Source organism: Pseudarthrobacter arbutini, from assembly GCF_054510915.1.
In genome coordinates this window covers 110182-128394 of the sequence record NZ_JBTNDQ010000013.1, presented here as the reverse complement: position 1 = coordinate 128394, position 18213 = coordinate 110182, and the positions used below count along the sequence as shown (strand labels likewise).

General features: G+C 66.1%; 19 protein-coding genes and 3 pseudogenes. 9 read left to right on the top strand and 13 right to left on the bottom strand.

The window, feature by feature from the left end:
- Positions 1-307 precede the first annotated feature (307 nt).
- Positions 308-841: pseudogene (locus tag ACX80V_RS15765) on the top strand (alpha/beta fold hydrolase); the annotation flags it as partial.
- 83 nt (positions 842-924) lie between these two features.
- Here the strand turns inward: ACX80V_RS15765 and ACX80V_RS15760 are convergent.
- On the bottom strand, positions 925-1719 hold the full coding sequence (locus ACX80V_RS15760) for a carbon-nitrogen hydrolase family protein (protein ID WP_485843935.1): 795 nt from the start codon (positions 1717-1719) through the stop codon (positions 925-927).
- Positions 1720-1751: 32 nt separating this feature from the next.
- Between ACX80V_RS15760 and ACX80V_RS15755 the strand changes: the two genes are divergently transcribed.
- Positions 1752-2408 (top strand): GntR family transcriptional regulator, encoded by a 657-nt coding sequence (locus ACX80V_RS15755; protein ID WP_485843934.1) that lies wholly within the window; start codon positions 1752-1754, stop codon positions 2406-2408.
- 86 nt (positions 2409-2494) lie between these two features.
- Here the strand turns inward: ACX80V_RS15755 and ACX80V_RS15750 are convergent, their stop codons facing one another.
- The gene (locus tag ACX80V_RS15750) at positions 2495-3886 is read right to left on the bottom strand and encodes an MFS transporter (protein WP_485843933.1); all 1392 of its coding nucleotides are present in this window, start codon (positions 3884-3886) and stop codon (positions 2495-2497) included.
- A gap of 150 nt (positions 3887-4036) precedes the next feature.
- Here ACX80V_RS15750 and ACX80V_RS15745 point away from each other — a divergent pair, with 150 nt between their 5' ends.
- Both ACX80V_RS15745 and ACX80V_RS15740 read left to right on the top strand, forming a co-directional pair.
- Positions 4037-4723, top strand: coding sequence for a DUF2848 domain-containing protein (locus ACX80V_RS15745; RefSeq protein ID WP_485843932.1), 687 nt, complete (start codon positions 4037-4039; stop codon positions 4721-4723).
- A gap of 52 nt (positions 4724-4775) precedes the next feature.
- The gene (locus tag ACX80V_RS15740) at positions 4776-5174 is read left to right on the top strand and encodes a hypothetical protein (RefSeq protein WP_485843931.1); all 399 of its coding nucleotides are present in this window, start codon (positions 4776-4778) and stop codon (positions 5172-5174) included.
- 15 nt (positions 5175-5189) lie between these two features.
- On the opposite strand, the gene ACX80V_RS15735 is transcribed toward ACX80V_RS15740, so the two are convergent.
- The 4 genes from ACX80V_RS15735 to ACX80V_RS15720 all read right to left on the bottom strand — a co-directional run bounded on the left by ACX80V_RS15735 (position 5190) and on the right by ACX80V_RS15720 (position 7298).
- Positions 5190-5531: a DUF202 domain-containing protein gene (locus ACX80V_RS15735; RefSeq protein WP_252609711.1), complete on the bottom strand. Its 342-nt coding sequence runs from the start codon at positions 5529-5531 to the stop codon at positions 5190-5192.
- 4 nt (positions 5532-5535) lie between these two features.
- Complete coding sequence (locus ACX80V_RS15730; protein ID WP_058931254.1) at positions 5536-5940, bottom strand: YidH family protein; 405 nt, start codon at positions 5938-5940, stop codon at positions 5536-5538.
- A 22-nt stretch (positions 5941-5962) separates the two neighbouring features.
- Positions 5963-6856: a hypothetical protein gene (locus ACX80V_RS15725; protein WP_485843930.1), complete on the bottom strand. Its 894-nt coding sequence runs from the start codon at positions 6854-6856 to the stop codon at positions 5963-5965.
- Positions 6857-6959: 103 nt separating this feature from the next.
- The gene (locus tag ACX80V_RS15720; protein WP_485843967.1) at positions 6960-7298 is read right to left on the bottom strand and encodes a YnfA family protein; all 339 of its coding nucleotides are present in this window, start codon (positions 7296-7298) and stop codon (positions 6960-6962) included.
- Between the two features lie 75 nt (positions 7299-7373).
- Here ACX80V_RS15720 and ACX80V_RS15715 point away from each other — a divergent pair, with 75 nt between their 5' ends.
- The 4 genes from ACX80V_RS15715 to ACX80V_RS15700 all read left to right on the top strand — a co-directional run bounded on the left by ACX80V_RS15715 (position 7374) and on the right by ACX80V_RS15700 (position 11223).
- The gene (locus ACX80V_RS15715) at positions 7374-8408 is read left to right on the top strand and encodes an LLM class flavin-dependent oxidoreductase (RefSeq protein ID WP_485843929.1); all 1035 of its coding nucleotides are present in this window, start codon (positions 7374-7376) and stop codon (positions 8406-8408) included.
- A gap of 102 nt (positions 8409-8510) precedes the next feature.
- The gene (locus ACX80V_RS15710; protein WP_058931256.1) at positions 8511-8714 is read left to right on the top strand and encodes a hypothetical protein; all 204 of its coding nucleotides are present in this window, start codon (positions 8511-8513) and stop codon (positions 8712-8714) included.
- A 210-nt stretch (positions 8715-8924) separates the two neighbouring features.
- Positions 8925-10022, top strand: a complete 1098-nt coding sequence (locus tag ACX80V_RS15705) for a ferredoxin reductase (protein WP_058931257.1) — start codon at positions 8925-8927, stop codon at positions 10020-10022.
- Between the two features lie 13 nt (positions 10023-10035).
- Entirely contained in the window at positions 10036-11223 is a 1188-nt protein-coding gene (locus ACX80V_RS15700) for a fatty acid desaturase family protein (RefSeq protein ID WP_485843928.1), read from the top strand.
- A gap of 63 nt (positions 11224-11286) precedes the next feature.
- Here ACX80V_RS15700 and ACX80V_RS15695 read toward each other — a convergent pair whose 3' ends face one another.
- The 4 genes and pseudogenes from ACX80V_RS15695 to ACX80V_RS15680 all read right to left on the bottom strand — a co-directional run.
- Positions 11287-12132, bottom strand: coding sequence for an alpha/beta fold hydrolase (locus ACX80V_RS15695; RefSeq protein ID WP_058931259.1), 846 nt, complete (start codon positions 12130-12132; stop codon positions 11287-11289).
- 106 nt (positions 12133-12238) lie between these two features.
- Entirely contained in the window at positions 12239-12436 is a 198-nt protein-coding gene (locus ACX80V_RS15690; protein WP_104060660.1) for a hypothetical protein, read from the bottom strand.
- A 233-nt stretch (positions 12437-12669) separates the two neighbouring features.
- Positions 12670-13566: an arginase family protein gene (locus tag ACX80V_RS15685; protein WP_485843927.1), complete on the bottom strand. Its 897-nt coding sequence runs from the start codon at positions 13564-13566 to the stop codon at positions 12670-12672.
- 68 nt (positions 13567-13634) lie between these two features.
- Positions 13635-13823, bottom strand: a pseudogene (locus ACX80V_RS15680) (ISL3 family transposase); the annotation flags it as partial.
- A gap of 79 nt (positions 13824-13902) precedes the next feature.
- Here ACX80V_RS15680 and ACX80V_RS15675 point away from each other — a divergent pair.
- Positions 13903-14349 (top strand): annotated as a pseudogene (locus ACX80V_RS15675) (dihydrofolate reductase family protein); the annotation flags it as partial.
- A gap of 576 nt (positions 14350-14925) precedes the next feature.
- Here ACX80V_RS15675 and ACX80V_RS15670 read toward each other — a convergent pair.
- Genes ACX80V_RS15670 through ACX80V_RS15660 form a run of 3 tightly spaced genes read right to left on the bottom strand, consistent with a single transcriptional unit; the run spans position 14926 to position 18081 of the window.
- A complete protein-coding gene (locus tag ACX80V_RS15670; RefSeq protein WP_485843926.1) occupies positions 14926-16533 on the bottom strand; it encodes a carbohydrate-binding domain-containing protein in 1608 nt (535 codons plus the stop codon).
- Positions 16534-16567: 34 nt separating this feature from the next.
- The gene (locus ACX80V_RS15665; RefSeq protein ID WP_485843925.1) at positions 16568-17356 is read right to left on the bottom strand and encodes a polyphosphate polymerase domain-containing protein; all 789 of its coding nucleotides are present in this window, start codon (positions 17354-17356) and stop codon (positions 16568-16570) included.
- Positions 17353-18081: a DUF4956 domain-containing protein gene (locus tag ACX80V_RS15660; RefSeq protein ID WP_485843924.1), complete on the bottom strand. Its 729-nt coding sequence runs from the start codon at positions 18079-18081 to the stop codon at positions 17353-17355. Before ACX80V_RS15660 ends, ACX80V_RS15665 begins: the two co-directional genes overlap by 4 nt.
- Positions 18082-18213: the final 132 nt, after the last annotated feature.

Genomic DNA, 18213 nt, shown 5'->3' with positions numbered 1-18213 from the left:
CTTTTCCTACCTGGCCCGCGCAATCCCCCCGATCAATATTTGTCGCCGCGTGTTTCCGTTTGCGCTTCGCTAAGTTGCGGATACGTTACGGCCCGGCGGCTTACGTGAAGATCACATGACGGTAATGTTTCCGGCGTGTAAACGGGACCTGTTGAACGGCGCCGGGACGGGAGGCCCTGAGACTCCGATGCCAGCGACGGCGGGCGCCGGTCCGCGCACGTGGTGAGAAGCCGCCGAAGGGCAACGTTTCCTGAAAGTGAACGGCGGCTCACCGCCGTGGGGCGCCGCTTTGACGTAGCGTGGGGGAGTGCCTCAAGCGGTCCGGGAATTTACGGTGCGCGGAGCTCCCGGCGTGGAGCTCCGCTGCTATGTCGCGGGCGGCAGCGGGCCCGCCGTTCTATTCCTTCACGGCCTCGCCGGGAGCGCCCGCGAGTTCTTACCGACGGCGGCGGCGCTCCCCGAGCGGCGGACGGTCCTGATGGATCTGCGCGGCCATGGGGGCAGCACGCGGCACCCGGCCGATGTTTCGCGGGAAGCCTACGTGGCCGACGTCGTCCGCGTCATTGAGGAAGTAGGCCCGCCGGTGGTCCTGGTGGGGCAGTCGATGGGCGGCCACACGGCCATGCTGGTGGCCGCCGCCCGGCCGGATCTCGTATCACGGCTGGTGCTGCTGGAGGCTGATGCCGGCGGAGGACGCAGCGAAGACCACGAAGCCATGGGGGATTATTTCCGGTCCTGGGCCGTGCCGTTCCTCAGCCGGGCCACTGCCTCTGCCTTCTTTGGCGACGCGCCGCTGGCGCAGGCCTGGGCGGCGGACTTGGAGGAGCGCGATGATGGGTTCTGGCCACGGTTCGACGCCGGCGTGATGGTGGCTGAGCGCAGCCAGCCCCCGCGGGGAGAATCCGCGGGGCTGGCCCCGCCGGGTCAGAAGGTCCGGGCGTTGGCCAGGACGGGCAGTTGGCCGCGGACCTCGGCAATGACGGCCGGGTCAATGTCGACGACGGCGAGTTCCGGTTCGCCGCCGAGGGCCACCAGGGCAGCGCCCAGGGGAGAGATGACGGCGCTGTGGCCGACGCCGGTGGGAGCCTTGCCGGCGGGGGCGATGCCGACGCTTGCCGGGTCGCCCTGTCCGCAGGCCACCACGAAGGTGGTGCTGTCCAGCGCGCGGGCCCGGACCAGGAGGTCCCACTGCTCTGCCTTGCCCTCGCCGGCGCCCCACGAAGCGCAGACAATGTTGACTTCGGCGCCGGCTTTGGCGTTGGCCGTAAACAGTGCCGGGAAGCGCACGTCGTAGCAGGTGGCCAGGCCGAAGGTGGTGCCGTTCACCTCGAAGGTCACGGGGGCTGTTCCGGCGTCCACGGTATCGGACTCGGCGAATCCGAATGCATCAAAGAGGTGGATCTTGTCGTAGGCGGTCTCGACGCCGGGGCCGGTGACCAGCAGGGTGTTCCGCACGCGGCCGCCGTCGCCCGGGGTGAACATGCCCGCCACCACGGTGATGTCCAGCTCTTGGGCAATGCTGCGGACGGCGGCGGCCCACGGCCCGTCCAGCGGCTCGGCAATGTCCTTCAGGCTGTTGCCGAAGGCGCGCATGGCGGCTTCCGGGAACACCACGAGCTCCGCTCCGGCGGCTTTGGCCCGTGTGGCGTAGTCTCTGATGAGCTCCAGGTTGGCGGCCAGATCGGCTCCGGTGATGATTTGGGCCACTGCTAAACGCATGAAATTACTCCAGTCTGTTGTATACATAATGTATGCGAAAAAGTTCGGCGACGGCGGCGTCCGGCCGCGAGAAGGCGTACGCGTACCTGCGCGAAAACATCCTGGTTGACCCGGCGGTGCAGGGGAAGTTCCTGAATGAGCAGGAGCTGGCCGCCGAGATCGGCGTCTCGCGAACTCCGGTCCGGGAGGCGCTCCTGCTGCTCGTCTCCGACGGCCTGGTGGAACTGATTCCGCAGCGCGGGGCATATGTTCCGCCGGTGACTGGCCGTGAAATGTCGGAACTGATGGAACTCCGGGGTGTGCTGGAAAGCCATGCCGCCCGCCTGGTTATCGAACAGAACCGCGTTCCTGCGAAAACGATGCAGGACACCCTGGACCAGCAGGCCCAGCTTCCCGAGCTGCTGAATGCGGAGGCTGCGCAGGAGTTCATCCGGCTGGACACCCTCTTCCATCAGCTTCTGATCGACGCCGCCGGCAATGAGCTCATCTCCCGAACGTACAGCAAGCTCCATGTCCGGCAGATCCTGGTGGGCGTCTCGGCCTTGTTCCGCACCGGAGACCGGCGCGGACAGGTGTGCGCCGAACACCAGGACATCCTCGATGCCCTGATGTCCGGCAATGCTGCGAAGGCGCAGGAGGCCATTGACCATCACCTGGCTATCACCCGGGATATCCTGCTCCGCACCTAAGGGAGTTTTTGTCCACATAACGCGAGTTGAGAGTCGTTTTGGGTGCATTATGTGGACAAAAACTCCGACTTGGGAGTGGGGAATCGTCAGTGGCCTTTGCCGGTGGCCGACTGCTGGCGCTCTAGTGCGGATCCTTCCAGCAGCAGGCGGTAGTCCTCGTCCTCCACGGTGTTGGAATCGCGGCCGAGGGCCAGTCCCACGGCGGTGACGCCTGCAGCGACTGCCACGTAGATGGCCACCGGAATCCAGGTGCCGAACTGCGCCAGCAGCAATGTGAACATCAGCGGGGCGATGGCGCCGCCGATCACACCGGCGAACGTGTAGGCCAGGGAGCTGCCCGTGGACCGGAGCCTCGGTGAGAACTGCTCCACGATGAAGGCAGCCTGCGGGCCGTACATAAACGAGTGCGCCATGAGGCCCAGCACAATGCCGGCAATGAGCATCGGCTCGTTGTCGGCGCCCAGGACGCCGAAGAAGATGAACGTCCACACGGCGCCCACCACAGCCGCGGTGCCGTAGACCATGCGTCGGTTGAATCGGTCGGACACAGCGCCGGCCAGCGGGATCATAAAGAGCTGGAACGCGGAGCCGATCAGGACTGCCGTGAGCACCTGGCTGCGTTCGTAGCCGAGTGTCTGGATGCCGTAGGTGAGGGTGAAAACGGTGAACAGGGCGTAGAGCACGTCCGGGCCCACCCGGCACAGCGTGGCGGCAATGAGGGGCCGGAGCTCCGTGCTGAAGACCTCACGGACGGGGGCGTGGGGCTGTTCGCCGTGGGCCTCGATGGCCTTGAAGATGGGGGTGTCTTCCAGCTTCAGGCGGATCCAGAGGCCGAATCCGACCAGCACCGCCGAGACCAGGAACGCGATGCGCCAGCCGAAACCGATGAACTGTTCCTCGGTCAGGGTGAGGGTCAGGACAGCCAGGGCGCCGTTGGCCATAAGGTTGCCGGCGGGCGGGCCCACCTGGGCTGCAGACGCCCAGAAGCCTCGCCGGTGGGGGTCGCCGTATTCGCTGGAGAGCAGCACGGCGCCGCCCCATTCGCCGCCGACTCCCACGCCCTGGGCGAAGCGCAGCAGCACCAGGATGATCGGGGCGCTGATGCCGATGCTGTCGTAGCCGGGAAGCACGCCGATCAGAACGGTGGCCACGCCGATGATCATGAGGGTGGTCACCAGCACCTTCTTGCGGCCGATCCGGTCACCCAGACGGCCGAAGATGATGCCACCAACAGGCCGGGACACGTAGCCCACCGCATACGTGGAGAAGGCCAGGATAGTGCCCGTCAGGGGATCGGATGACGGGAAGAAAACGAGGGGAAATACGACGGCGGCCGCGGCCGAGTAGACGGCGAAGTCATACCACTCGAGGGCGGTGCCGGTGAGGCTGGCAGCGAAGGCCTTGTACAGGCCCTTGGGGTGAATCGGCTTGTCCGGACGCGGCGCTGCGCCGGAAGCCGGAACTGGGACGTTAGCCATGGGTGTTGTCCTCCACGAGATGTTTACGGGTGACGCCTGTCACGCTGGCGTTAAATGTATACATTACGCATACTGGATGTACATTGGCCACCGTTTCCGGTTTCCAGTTTGTAAATTTCTCCAGCAGGACACGCAAAGGATGGACAGAACATGACGACTCTGAGCTTCGAACTTCCCGACGGCAGCACCCGGACAGTCCAGGTCAAGCACCTCCTGAACGCCGGTTATGCAGGGCGGGAGCAGGAGGAAGTGCAGGCCCACATTGCCGAGCTGGCAGAACTGGGCGTTCCGGGCCCCGCCACCACCCCGGCGCTCTACCCGGTCTCGCCGTACCTGGCGCAGCAGGTTTCCGAAGTCCGCGTGCAGCATGCCCGGACCTCCGGGGAAGCCGAATGGGCGCTGGTCATCACGGACGACGGCGTGCTGCTGACGGTCGCGTGCGACCACACGGACCGCGAGCTTGAGGTCCATGGGGTGGCCTGGAGCAAGAATGCCAGCCCGGACGTCCTGGGCCGCAAGGCGTGGCGTCTGGACGACGTGCGCGACCACCTGGACCAGATCACACTGAAGGGCTGGGTGGGGCAGGGTGATACTCCGGACACGCTGATCCAGGACAGCTCGCTGGAAGCCCTTCTGACGCCGGACTACTGGCTGGAAGTGCTGACCGAGCGCGGCCTGAATGAGCCGGGGACGGTCCTCATTTCCGGCACGGTGGCCATGACCAGCGGGGTAAACCAGTTCGCCCGCAGCTGGAAAGTGGAGATGACAGACCCCGTGACAGGATCCACCGTGGATGCCCGGTACGTGGTGGAGCAGATGGCCGAGCCCATCGGCTGATTCCGCCGGGCGGGGGCACGCTGGGGTCGCAACTCCCGGTAGCATCATTGCTATGCCCACTGCGCTTGAAATGGCAGGTCCCATCCTGGAAATGATGACCTGGCTGTGCCTTCCGCCGGGGCTTGCCCTGCTGTTCTACTCGGGCATCCTTCGGCGGTTTGTGCACCCCTGGACCGTTGCGGAAGCGGTGGTCTACGCGGACGCCACCGGAACGGGCTTCCGCTGGTTTGACCGCAAGTTCCAGGTCCACCACGCCCCGATGTCACCCCACGACATCAAGGACCTGGCCGTGGGCGACACGCTGCCGATCTACTACCACCCCAAGCGCCCCACGCAGTGGCAGACCGCAGCCCCCGAAGCGGTGGGGCGGACCGCCGTCGTGCTTGGCCGTGTGCTCACCGGGATCGGTGCCGCGGCGCTCATTGCGGGTTTCCTGCTGCCGATGTTCTGACGTAGCGCGGCTGAATCAGCCGGCCAGCACCACGCCGATGCCGAGCGCGCCCAGCGCAACACCCGCAAAGGCGGTCCAGAGCACCGCGGACGTATCGGCGTCGACCCTTTCGCGCGAAATTCCCCGCGCGCTGGCGCCGTACCGCCGGCGCTGAGTCAGGTAGATGGCCGCCGCTGCGGCCGCGGATACGGCGAAAAGCAGCAGGATGGGGAAGCCGTGGTGGGGCAGCCAGCGCAGGAAGATGGCGCTGACCGTCACCAGCGCCATCATGGTCCGGCCCCACGCCAGCGTGGTCCGCTCGGGCTGGAGCCCGGGATCCCCGTGCGGCCCGGGGTCCGGAAGCCTGGTGCGGACCACCGGGCTAACGCCAGAGGATAAAGACGAGGACGACGGCGGCAGCCAGTGCCCCTGCGCCGGCCAGCAGCGGCACAATGAGCGGCAGCGGGAGTGGAGTTTTGTTGCGCATGCTCCGTTCGACGCGGATCCAGCGCCCTGCGGCGCCGGCGCTCAGCAGCATGCCCAGGAGCAGGAGCAGTACCGCCAGGCTCTTGCGGACCGGTTCCAGGAACAGGTCCGAGGTGAAGGCCTCGATGGCGATGCCGCCGGCCAGAAGCGCCAGCGCCGTGCGGATCCAAGCGAGGAAGGTTCGTTCATTGGCCAGCGTGAAGCGCGGGTCCGGCTCGGTGCCGCCGGGCAGCAGCCGTTCGGCGATCTTTCCGCGCGACGGCGGCACGGGGTCGTTGGGCGGCGTCTGGTTGCTGGGCACGGGGCCAGTTTAGCCTTTGGCGTCAGCCGGTCCTGGACGAGATGGAAACCACGGCGCTGATGAAAACAGGAAGCGCGGCGGCACTGATCAGCACTATCGCCCCGGCACCCACCCAAGCCGGCACTGTCCGGCGGGGCCGCGCGGATCTCAGCCAGGAAACCGGAACGACGCTCAGCCAGAGGAACAAGAGGAGGGTCCCAATGACGACGAGGACTGCGAACGGTGGAAACAAGATGGCACTAGCGAGCAACGGAACATAGAATTTAGCCGCTTCGGGGCCCCACAGCGGAAGGCGCTCACTCCACCAGCCCGCCGCGGCAGCGACGACGGCGCCGTGAAGGAGGGCAAGTCCGGCATACAGTGCCACCGACAGCCAGCCGGGTCCAACGATGTTGAAATCGATGTTGTCCGCGCGCAGGGGATCCATCAAGGACCCTACCCACACGAGGAGGAGCAAACCGAACAGCGGTCCGGCGAGACGTCCGCGTGGAAGCCAGCGGCGCACGAGGGGGAACAGGATCGCGGCAAGGAAGCCGGCCGGCAGGCCACCGAAGAACAGCAGGGCCATGGTCCCCCCAACGCTGGGAATTCCCACGAATGCCTGGGCCTCCGTTAGCCGGCCCTGTGCGGAAGCGGGGGATGTGTCCGCCAAAATGCGCATGACCAGCCGCCCGCCGGGCCAGGCGGCAAGCAACGCCGAGACCAGTGCGGAAAAGGACACGACGTTGGCCCACCAGAAGAACCGGCGCAGCGCGCTCAGTTTCACGTCAGTCCGGAACTCTTGCCCGCCGGTGCCCGTGGAGGGGTGGGGTCGTGAGGCGGATGGCTCACGGATGCTGCGGCCTCCCCACAGCACCACCACCAGCAGGCCAAGGAGCAGAAAAAGGGCGGACCCCACCACAATTATTGTGGCCATCGCTGATCACCATCCACATCCAAAGGATGGATCAATTGTGCTCCCAACCGCGGGTACGGGCTACCTCCGCTGGGCGTTTCCGAACGCTGTCACGTCCCCAGGGTCAGCCCGCGTTTCGTGGGGCAAACATGATCACAGCCACCCCGACCATGCAGATGACGGAGCCCGCGATGTCCCACCGGTCCGGCCGGAAACCGTCGAAGACCATTCCCCACGCCAGCGACCCAGCCACAAACACTCCGCCGTAGGCGGCAAGGATCCGGCCGAAATGGGCATCCGGCTGCAGGGTGGCCACGAAACCGTAGAGGCCCAGGGCAATCACACCCAGCCCTGCCCACCACCAGTCCTTGCCCTCACGGACTGACTGCCACACGAGCCACGCGCCGCCGATCTCGGCAGCAGCGGCCAGGACGAACAGGACAGTCGTTTTGGCGATCGCCACGGTTTCAGCAGGAATACTCACAGGCTCATCATGCCAGCCGGGAATGCGGCCACCCGGCGGGAGGTTGGGCCTTACATGCAACGCATCGGATTCCTGTCCTTCGGCCACTGGGGCCCCGGCCAGGGCTCCCGCACCAGAACCGCCGGCGAGGCCCTGCGCCAGGGCATTGAGCTGGCGGTGGCCGCCGAGGAACTCGGAATCGACGGCGCCTTCTTCCGGGTGCACCATTTCGCCCGTCAGCAGGCGTCGCCCTTCCCGCTGCTGGCAGCCATCGCCGCCCGGACCGGCCGGATAGAGATCGGCACCGGTGTCATCGACATGCGGTACGAAAATCCGCTGTACATGGCCGAGGAAGCCGCGGCCACGGATCTGATCAGCGGCGGCAGGCTGCAGCTGGGCATCAGCCGTGGTTCACCCGAGCCCGCCCGGAACGGGGCCGCTGCCTTCGGCCACAAACCGGCAGAAGGGGAGACCGACGCGGACATGGCCCACCAGCACACAGCCCAGTTCCGGCACGCCATCAGCGGCGCCGGCGTGGCCGAGGCGGACCCGCGCTACGCCGGCGGAGCCATCGGCCTGTTGCCGGTCCAACCGCAGTCGCCAGGCCTCACAGAGCGGATCTGGTGGGGCGCCGGAAGCCGCAACACCGCCGTGTGGGCGGCCGGCCTGGGCATGAACCTGATGAGCTCCACTCTGCTCACCGAGGACACCGGCGTCCCTTTCGACCAGCTGCAGGCGGAGCAAATCCAGCTCTTCCGGGAGGCCTGGGCCGCGGCAGGACACAGCCACCAGCCACGGGTCTCTGTCAGCCGGAGCATCCTGCCAATCGTGGACAACGAGGACAGCAGGTATTTTGCGGGCAGCGCGCTGCGGGACAGCCGGGACCAGGTGGGCGTCATCGACGGCCTCACGGCACGCTTTGGCAAGACCTATGCCGGCGCCCCGGATGTCCTGGCCGAACAGCTGGTGGCCGACGCCGCCGTCCAGGCCGCGGACACGCTGCTGGTGACTGTGCCCAACCAGTTGGGCGTTGACTTCAATGCCAAAATGCTGGGAAACATCGCCCGGTACATTGCGCCCGCCGTCGGCTGGACCCCGGCACGTTCCTGATCCGGAGCCGATTCCGCTGGGTGATCCGCCCGGAAGGGAATATCCTGAGAACGTGCGGGCCGTTGAGGCCCGGTTATTCCTCACGGCCTAGAGAGGCTCACCATGTCCGAAAAACTACACCTGACACCGGAAGACGAGTTCCCGGAGGATCTTTCCAGCATCCCGGACAAGGAGCTGCAGGTTTTGGACAGTCAAGTACAGCGTCAACTGGACTACGAGTACGTGGCCGAGGGCGAACCGAACCCGGAGACGGAGTTCCGGCACCTGGACCTGGACGAGGAATTCCAGGAACGCGACGACCGCTGACAACCGTCCCCGCCGTCGGTCTGGCTCATTCCGGTGATCGGCAGTGGATATTAGTCAGCATCCTTACTAATATTGCTCAAGGAACCATCCACAAGCCACAGCCGTTAGGCTTGTAGCGGGCTTTGGGGGCAATGCGCCCTACGATTACTGCGTGACTGCGGAACGGTCAGGAGAGAGAAATATGGCTCGCGCCGCTTTAGGTTTTACTGCATGATCCGGCTACGTCAGCTGGCACAGGCGGCTTCCGTACTGACCACGCCATTGGCACCGGAAGATATTCTGGCGCTCTTTAACCCTGTCTTCTCGGCGCGCCAGCTGCGTGGAGTGGTGACCCGTGTGGTCCAGGAAACGGCACAGTCGGCCACCATCTTCTTCCGTCCCGGCCGCGGCTGGCATTCCCACCTGGCTGGTCAGTGGGCGCGCATCGGCGTTGAGCTGGACGGCGTCCGCCACTGGCGCTCGTATTCGCTGAGCGCCCCCGCCGGCAAGGACCCGGCCATCACCGTAACCGACGTCGGCGCCGTTTCCGGAACCCTGGTCCGGACCACCAAACCGGGCGACGTCCTTTTCCTGGCACCCCCGCAAGGCGACTTCGTCCTGCCCGAGCACCCCAGGCCGCTCCTGATGGTCACCGCCGGCAGCGGCATCACTCCGGTGATGTCCATGATCCGCACCCTTGTTCCCCGCCGCCCGGATGCCGACGTCGTCCTGGTGCACTCCGCCCGCACGCCCGGCGACAGCCTCTTCCGCGAGGAACTCGCCGAACTGGCTGACCAGTTCCCCAACTTCCGGCTGGCCCACTGGTACACCGGCGAACAGGGCCGGATGGACCTGACCAACACGGCCGAGCTCGATGAGATCTGCCCGGACTGGAAGGAACGGGCCGCTTACGCGTGCGGCCCGGACAGTTTCCTGGACGACGCCGAGGCCCTGTGGAAGCAGGCGTCCCTCACCGCCGGTGCCCCCGGCTCCGATGTTGCGCTCGCCGGCGATCCCGGCAACCTCATGATTGAGCGGTTCAACACCACCTTCGCCGGGGGTGTAGGGCACGACGGCGGCCTGGTCACCTTTGAGGCGTCGGACCGGGAAGTTGACGCCGACGGCGATACTCCGCTGCTCGACGTCGGCGAAGACGCCGGGGTGCTGATGCCCAGCGGCTGCCGGATGGGAATCTGCCACAGTTGCCTGACTCCGCTCCTGGCCGGACAGGTCCGTGACCTTCGCACCAACGAGGTCCACGGCGAACCCGGCCAACTAATCCAAACGTGTGTCTCGGCAGCCGCCGGACCCGTCAACCTCGAACTCTGAGGAGCAATACCGCATGTCAGTAGTTTCAGAAAGCAAGAAAGATTCCGCAAGCAGCACCGCCCCCACCGGAGCGGCAAAGACGCGCCCCGGAGCGCTGGCCGAGTCCGGCAGCCCCCTGGTGCGTCCACCTGCCGCAGCGCACCTTACCGACGAACAGGTAGCTGAGCTGGGCCGCGAACTCGACGCGATCCGCGACGAAATCCTGGCCAAGCGCGGCGCCTCCGACGCCGCCTACATCCGCCGCATGATCAAGATCCAGCGCGGGCTGGAGATCTCCGGCCGCGCGGCATTGCTGGTCAGCAAGAACAAGGCAGCCTGGGTCACCGGCACCACGCTGCTGAGCTTCGCCAAGATCCTGGAAAACATGGAACTCGGCCACAACATCCTGCACGGGCAGTGGGACTGGATGCGGGATCCTGACATCCACTCCACCACCTGGGAGTGGGACTTCGTCACCCCGTCGCGCGCCTGGCAGCACACGCACAACGACCTCCACCACCGCTGGACCAACGTCGTAGGCAAGGACAACGACGTCGGGTACAACCTCCTCCGCATGGACGAGAACCAGCCGTGGCAGCCCCACAACCTGGGCAACCCGCTGTACAATGCCATCCTTTCCCCGCTCTTCGAATGGGGTATCGCCATCTACGACCTTGAGCTTGCTGAGTACCAGGCAGGCAAGAAGTCCAAGGAAGCGCTCGTCAAGGACCTCAAGGCTTTGGGCCGCAAGGTAGTCACCCAGTTCACCAAGGACTACGCCGCCACTCCGGCGGTCGCCATGCTCACCGGTTCCGGCAAGCAGGCGCTCTACGGCACCCTCACCGCCAACGCCGTCCGCAACGTGTGGGCACACGCCGTGATCTTCTGCGGCCACTTCCCGGAAGGCACTGACACCTTCACCGAGGAAATGGTGGAAGGCGAAACGCGCGGTGACTGGTACGTCCGCCAGATGATCGGCTCCGCCAACATCTCCGGTTCCAAGTTCATGCACCTGATGACCGGCAACCTGTCGCACCAGATCGAGCACCACCTCTTCCCGGACCTGCCGTCCAACCGGTACGCCGAGGTTGCTCCGCGGGTCCGCGAGATCTGCCAGCGCTACGGCCTGAAGTACACCACGGGTCCGCTGCTGAAGCAGGTGGGATCGTCCTGGGCGAAGGTCTTCAAGCTGGCGCTGCCGGGCAAGGCTGCCAGGGCTTGAGCTGACTAAGCCTTAAAGAGTGGAAGGGCCAGGCGAAACGCCTGGCCCTTCCACTCTTTTTTGTTACCCCGTCTGCTTCTTCAGGAAGGCGAGCAGGGCTTCGTTGACTTCGGCGGCGTGCGTCCACAGCAGCCCGTGCGGGGCGCCGTCGATCTCCACATACTCCGCCGACGGCAGGGCCTTGGCGAACCGGCGGCCGGTGACGTCGATGGGGAGGATGTTGTCCTCGGTGCCGTGGACAATCAGCGCGGGGACATCGATCCGGGGGATGTCGCCGCGGAAGTCGGTCAGCCAGGTGGGCTGCGCGGCGACTGATGCGGTGGCGCCGGCTCCTGCGGCGATTTTCCAGCTGGCATCCAGGACTTCCTGGCTGAGCCGCGGCGTGCCCAGGAACGTGTCCGAGTTGTAGAAGTTCTTGAAGAATTGCGTGAAGAACGCGTACCGGTCCGCGGTGACGGCTTCGGTGAGCCCGTCAAAAACGTCCTGGGGTACGCCTTCCGGGTTGTCCTCGGTTTTCAGGACGAACGGTTCCAGCGATCCGAGGAACACTGCGCGGGCCACCCGGGCGGAGCCATACGTGCTCAGGTAACGGGCAACCTCGCCGGTACCCATGGAGAAGCCCACCAGCACGGCGTTGTTGACGTCCAGCGATTCCAGGAGGGTTTTGAGGTCGGCGGCGAACGTGTCGTAGTCGTAGCCGCTGGTGGTCTTGCTGGACTTGCCAAAGCCGCGGCGGTCGTAGGTGATCACGCGGTAGCCGGCCTCCAGAAGGGCGGTGGTCTGCTTTTCCCAGGAGGATCCGTCCAGCGGGTAGCCGTGGATCAGGACAACGGGCTGGCCGCTCCCGTGGTCTTCGTAGTAGAGCTCGGTATCGGTGCTGTTCTCGGTTCCAACGGTGACGAATGCCATCTCGGCGGTCCTTTCGAAGCTTCGGGATCAGTTTCGGGCGCAAGCAAAAGCCAGCGCCCGGCATTCCCTACTCTAGGGACCACCCGCCGGGGCACCAAGGATGTGGCTACTGGGTGGGTTGGGGCAGCTCGCAGTTGACCTGCGGGTTGACGCCCAGGTAGTTCAAGGGCCCGGCGACGATGGTCACGGCCACCGTTCCCGCCGCGGCGCAGGACCCTGGAGCCCCGCCGAAATAGCCGCGCTGCCAGGCGGCGATTCCTCCGATGATCAGCCAGATGACAATCAATGCTCCGAGAAACTTCATGGTGTCCTCCCATGGCGTGGCCTGTGCGTTCAAGTATGCGCCGATAACCGGAAAGCTCACAGGACCAAAAACGCCGCCCCTCCCCACCCCCCGGACGCTCTCTCACTGAATGCCACTTATTTCGCAACGCTCTCTCACTTTTGTGAATCGCAGCGCTAAATGGCGGCGTTTCTGCAGCGGTAAATGACGCGCCCGGTTGGCCGGTAGGGGATCCCTTACTGGGAGTGGGGAGGTCAGGCAGCCACACCTAATCGCGCGAGACCGTCCGCAATGATGTCGGTAACTACGCGGGAGTACCGTCCGTCGGGGTCGAGGTCAGGGTCGAACACGGTCACTGACGCCCCGATGGCCCATGGGGCGAGCTGAGCCAGAAGTTCCGTCAGTTCATTCGCGGCGAATCCTCCTGGGTCGGGACTGTCTACGGCTGGCATCACGCTGGGATCGAGTACGTCGACGTCGATCTGCAGCCAGTAGCCAGCGCCCGCAACTGCAAGAGCTGCAGCGCCGATGGCGTCCGGCGTCTGGGCAAGGGCTTCTTGAGCGGAGACGACGAGGCCCAGTTTCCGACGCGCTTCGGAAGCCTCTGCATCATCGTCTCGGTGCCCTATGTGGACGGTACGAGCAGGGGGGAAGTACGGCCCGAATCCGTCCATATTCGCGATTGCTGGCCAGTGGAGGCCAACGGCAGCGGCAAGGTCTTCACCGGCGACGCTAGCGCACTCCTCGCTGTTGCCAGGGTGCCGAAAGTCAGTGTGGCCGTCTACATGAACCAGGCCAGTCCGGCCGCACCGCGAGAGAGCGAGGCCGATTCCGAGTAGGACGCTGCAATCTCCGCCGACCACCAACGGAGTGTTTCCCGTTTCGATAACACCCGCCAGACGATCGGCAAGTCGATGGGCGTGCTCGGCCATCGCAGCCTCGTTGCGAACATGGCCAGCCGAACGAGTGGTGTCGTCATCGACGTACCGACCTGGAAGGACTACGCCAGCGTCAATCGCCCCCACTTGTGCGAGCCGCTTGAATAGACCGGCTTCTCTTAGGGCCTCGGGTGCTTTGGCTGTGCCGGGCACACTGCCGCGTCTTGGAGGCCGCAGGCCGAGGTTACTTGGTGCAGACAGGATTGCAATCACGTTCCTAGCCTGCCAGAGCGACCTCCCGCCCCCGACATCGGCGTCTCACTAGGCGATCTTCTTAGCGGGCATCCGGATGACCGATAGCGACGGATCGTGACCACCCGCGTGGTCGGCCGCCAACCCAGCGTCTCGTGCGCCAGACGCCGGGTCACTGTGTCGCGCGGCGATCCCTCGCATCCGCAGCGACGACACCACCTCTCATCCGACCCGTCGGGCTCGACGACGCGACAGGCCAAGACAGCACGGTCCGTCTCGAACCACACTGCCCATCCGGAAGGCCTCGACGTGCCTGACGCTACCCCTGGGGCGGGCTTGCCTGCCCCGATCTGACCGTCGCAGACGTCCTACGACTACACCCGGCCGTACTGGGACCAGATCGGAGCGACAATCGTCGGCCGCCACGTCTTCGACATGACGGACGGCTGGGACGGGAAGCCTCCGGGCGGGGTCGACCACGTGGTCGTCGTGACGCACCGGCCGAAGCCCGAGGGCTGGGACCCCGAGGCGCCGTTTCACTTCGTCGACGGCGTCGAGGCAGCCGTGGCCAAGGCGCAGGAGCTCGCGGGTGACCGCATCGTCGAGGTCGCCGCTGGCGACGTCGGTGGCCAGGTGCTTGCCGCGGGCCTGGTCGACGAGGTGCGCATGGACGTCGTACCCGTCGTGTTCGGGTCCGGCAAGCGCTACTTCGGGTCGGTCTGCGCACAGCACCTGTTGGAGGATCCCGACGTGGTGATTCAGGGCAACCGGGTGCTTCACCTGCGCTATCGGGTGCGCCGTTGACCGATCTGAGGGGGTACGCGAAGAAGTCCACTGCGAACGGTGACACAAGATCGGGCCTCCGGCTGCGTTTGCGCATCGCTGCCCCGGGACCGACGGGCCAGCCAACATCCAGCCAGCGATTACACCCTCAACTGTGAAGAGCCGGATTGGTTCCATCGATCCTGGCCGCCAGGGGAACATGACCCAATCAACACCATCACCGAGGCCGCCAACATGGCACTGGTGTGGCAGAACTACAGAAGATCAGGCCCCCGACAACTCGTTGTTAGCGGCGTACTTGCAACTTCACAAGACCATGAACGGTACGAAGCCGCCCTAGACATGCGCGTTCCATGTCCTGCGACACTTTTTCGGACAGGACATAAACGACCGTTCGTGAGACGCCTCTGACGACTGATCGCATCTACGGCGTGTCCTGTCTCATGATCCGTGTCCGCTATCTATGTATGTGAATCGCAGCGATAAATGGCGGCGTTTTTGCAGCGATTCACACTCACTTTCTTGAAGAAGTGAGAGAGCGTTGGTCAAAAACCTGCGTTAAGTGAGAGCGCGTCTGGAGGGGGCTAGGGGAGGGGACTAGGGGCGGGCGCCGAAGCCGTCTCCGCCGCCCGGGCTCTGGGCTGCGGTGTACTCGCCGGCCGTCACGACGCCCACCTGATCGGCGCCGTCCAGGGAACCCTCGCCTACGCCGGCGCTGACCGTGGCCGTGCCGCCGGTGTAGACGGTGTACTCCTCACCCTCGGTGATCGCTGCCGAGGAGAACACGAGCGACGCCGTCGTCTTGGTGGTCACGAAAGCACCCACCACAGTGCCGCTGGAGTCGGCGATCTGCACCACGGTGCCGGCCGGAACCGATGACCCGAGCGTCACCTGCACGCCGGACTGCGTCGAGGAGGTGCCCGGCGTGACCACCATGCCCACGCTTCCCGCCGCTGCCACGGTGCCGCCGGTGACGGTCAGTTCGCCGTTGACGTCCAGCGCCCCGTTGCCGGAGTTGGTGGGGCCGTTGACCACCACGGTGCCGCCGGAGATGCTGGCGTTGCCGTTGGAGTCCAGCCCGTCGCCCTGAGCATTGATGGTCAGCGAGCCGCCGGTGATGTCCACGGTGTAGTCGCCCACGGCCATCTCGCCGCCGCCCCCGCCCATTCCGCCCTGGGCCGAAGTGGAGGTGGAGGCCCCGCCCGAGGCGTTCACGCCGTCGTCGTTCGCGGTGACGCTGGCCGTGCCGCCGGACATCACGATGTGCTGGGCCTCCAGGGCCTCCTCGGACTTGGTCACCGTGGTGACGCCGGCGGCGATGGTGAGCGTGTTGAAGGCCTTGATGCCATCGTCCACCGCGCTGACGTTCAGGGTGCCGCCGTTGACGAGTACCCAGCCGCGGCCTTCGTCCTCCTCGTTGTCCGACTTCAAGCCGTCGTCGCCGGCGGTCACCTGGTAGGCGCCGTCGAGCAGGACCGCGTAGTCCTTGCCCACGATGCCGTCGTCGGTGGCGTTCACGGAGACGGTTCCGGAGGCCAGCACCAGGCCGTCCTTGGAGGAGATGCCATCGTTGGAGTTGCCGTCAACGCTCAGCGAGCCGGTGCCGGCGATGGTGAGATCTGCCATGGAGTAGAGCGCCGCGTTCGGGGCGTCCTCGGCGGTGTCCGTGTAGGTGGAGGCGTCGCTCAGCGAGTTGGACGTGCCATCCTCCAGATACACGATGGCTTCGTTGGCGCTCTGCACCACAAACGGCGAGCCCGTGGAGCTGGAGATCTCGGCGCCGTCCAGGATGATGCGCACCACGTCTTCCTCGCTGGCGGCCACCACCACCTGCCCGTCGGACAGCGACCCGCTCAGGCGGTAGGTGCCGGCCGCGCTGATGGTGACGGTGTCGCCGTCGACCGTGACAGCGCCCGACGACGCCCCGGAGGCTACTTTGCTGGCGCCGTCCGCCAGGGTCACGGCTACTTCGGCGGCCGCATCCCAGGTGAGGTCGTCGGCGTCGTAGTGCGTGTCGGCGGCGAGGGTGTCCAGGGAAACCGCGGCCTGTGCCGTGCCGGACGTCGTGGACGAGTTGGACGTGCTGCCGGTGGAGGTGGTCCCGGTGATGGACGTTCCCGTGGCGGTGCCGGCGGCGGAGCAGCCGGCCAGCCCAACGGCGAGGGCGAGGGCGGTGACGGACAGGGGGGTGCGGAAGCGGTTCATGGTGTGTTCCTTCGAGATCAGTGGGGGAGGCGGGTCAGGCGGCGGGGCGGAGGCTCATGGTGCGGCGGAGCGTGCGGTTCCAGCGGTTGGCCGGCAGGTCCGGGCAGAGCGCCGCCATGCCGGTGGCGAATTTGGAGATCCTGGAGGGCCGGATCCCGTGGGCCGAGAGGTGCCGGTCCAGCGGGCCGGACGCGGAGCCTGACTTAGTTTCGAGGATCACGGCACCGTCCAGGACCCAGGCGGGCTCACCCGGTCGTTGCCAGGTGACGTTGGTATCGATGGTGGCCCGGCTGCCGGATTCCGGGAGGTAGAGCGTGGTGCGGTGGTAGCGGGTTTCGAGGACCGGCCCGAGGGGTCCGTCGGGCGCTCCGCCCACCGCCGCGGCGAGGGTTTCGTGGACGTAGTCCAGGCCTTCCGCGGTCATTCGGGCGCGGTCGGTGAGCTCGTACGGGATGCGTTCCTTGACGGTGGCTTCGCGGGCGCCTTCGGTTTTGACCTCCAGGAAGCTGATGGCGCTGTCCACGTAGGTCCGGGTGCGGACCTTGTACCGGCGGCGGCGGCCGTGGGCGGCGAGGAGGTAGCTGTCCAGCTGGGCGGTGTCGAAGTACACGGAGTCGTAGGCGAAGCAGCGGGAGCCGTCCATTTCCAGGACCCGGACCTCGGCGTCGAACGCGGCCAGGATCTGCTTTGCCAGGTTCTCGGGGACCACGTACTTGCGGTCCACGCGGGTCTGGAGCGCGGCTTCGGCGTTCAGTTCGTCCAAGCCCACGGCGGGCATTCCGCTGAGGATGCTGACGACGCCGGCGCCTGCGGGGGCGTTCATGCCGCAACTGCCGAGGCGTGGACGGGAGCGGCCGCACGGTCGGTTTCTGCCGCACGGACGGGAGCGGACGACGTCGGCACCGGTTCCTCTGCGGGGAACGGCACCGGAGGTGCCGGTACTGCGTGCCGGGGCGCCGCCGTCGTCATGGCCGGAAGGTACGCCACGGCTGCCGGGGCGGCCGCGGGGGTGTAGGCGTAGCGGACGTCCACGATGGTTTTGTCGTTGACCAGGTCCAGTTCCTGGACGGTGGCGGAGTGGACCTTGCCGTGCAGGACTTCCTCGAGCCGGGCGTACAGTTCGCCGTCTTCGGCCAGGGCCCGGTCCAGAATCACCGTCTGGTGCCGGTGGGCGGGCAGCACGCGAGGGTGGTCCCCGATGAACATCACCAGCAGGATCAGGCCCATCAGCGAGGCAGTGAGCCAGACGGGTTCAATGCCGAGTCCGGCAATCAGGCCAAGTGCCAGGGCCGAGAAGTAGTAGGCCACCTCATGCTGGGCCAGCTCGGTGGACCGGAGCCGGATGATGGACAGGACGCCGAAGAGGCCAAGTCCCAGGCCGAGCCCGGCCGCGGAGCCTGACAGCGCGGTGGCTACCGCCAGGACGCCCACGTTCATGCCCAGGTACGAGACCACCAGGTCGCGGCGCCGGTGGCGGCGAAGGTAGAGGACGAACGTGAGGATGCTGATGGCCGCGAGGTCTGCGGCGATGAAAATGAGGGAAGTCATCGGGATTCTCCGGAATCTGTTGGTGGGCTGTTCTCTACGATCCCGGGCGATACTGTGCGGGTGCTGTGACGGAACCTAGGCCCGAATATGAGTGTTTTCCGGGAGTTCGTCTGCGGTTTCCCGAGGCGCGGT

Coding starts and splice junctions, on each gene's coding strand:
- ACX80V_RS15665 (WP_485843925.1), bottom strand. CDS start 17,356: ATGAACGCCCCCGCAGGCGCCGGCGTCGTCAGCATCCTCAGCGGAATG.
- ACX80V_RS15750 (WP_485843933.1), bottom strand. CDS start 3,886: ATGGCTAACGTCCCAGTTCCGGCTTCCGGCGCAGCGCCGCGTCCGGAC.
- ACX80V_RS15705 (WP_058931257.1), top strand. CDS start 8,925: ATGATCCGGCTACGTCAGCTGGCACAGGCGGCTTCCGTACTGACCACG.
- ACX80V_RS15745 (WP_485843932.1), top strand. CDS start 4,037: ATGACGACTCTGAGCTTCGAACTTCCCGACGGCAGCACCCGGACAGTC.
- ACX80V_RS15715 (WP_485843929.1), top strand. CDS start 7,374: ATGCAACGCATCGGATTCCTGTCCTTCGGCCACTGGGGCCCCGGCCAG.
- ACX80V_RS15695 (WP_058931259.1), bottom strand. CDS start 12,132: ATGGCATTCGTCACCGTTGGAACCGAGAACAGCACCGATACCGAGCTC.
- ACX80V_RS15700 (WP_485843928.1), top strand. CDS start 10,036: ATGTCAGTAGTTTCAGAAAGCAAGAAAGATTCCGCAAGCAGCACCGCC.
- ACX80V_RS15660 (WP_485843924.1), bottom strand. CDS start 18,081: ATGACTTCCCTCATTTTCATCGCCGCAGACCTCGCGGCCATCAGCATC.
- ACX80V_RS15670 (WP_485843926.1), bottom strand. CDS start 16,533: ATGAACCGCTTCCGCACCCCCCTGTCCGTCACCGCCCTCGCCCTCGCC.
- ACX80V_RS15725 (WP_485843930.1), bottom strand. CDS start 6,856: ATGGCCACAATAATTGTGGTGGGGTCCGCCCTTTTTCTGCTCCTTGGC.
- ACX80V_RS15740 (WP_485843931.1), top strand. CDS start 4,776: ATGCCCACTGCGCTTGAAATGGCAGGTCCCATCCTGGAAATGATGACC.
- ACX80V_RS15690 (WP_104060660.1), bottom strand. CDS start 12,436: ATGAAGTTTCTCGGAGCATTGATTGTCATCTGGCTGATCATCGGAGGA.
- ACX80V_RS15710 (WP_058931256.1), top strand. CDS start 8,511: ATGTCCGAAAAACTACACCTGACACCGGAAGACGAGTTCCCGGAGGAT.
- ACX80V_RS15760 (WP_485843935.1), bottom strand. CDS start 1,719: ATGCGTTTAGCAGTGGCCCAAATCATCACCGGAGCCGATCTGGCCGCC.
- ACX80V_RS15755 (WP_485843934.1), top strand. CDS start 1,752: ATGCGAAAAAGTTCGGCGACGGCGGCGTCCGGCCGCGAGAAGGCGTAC.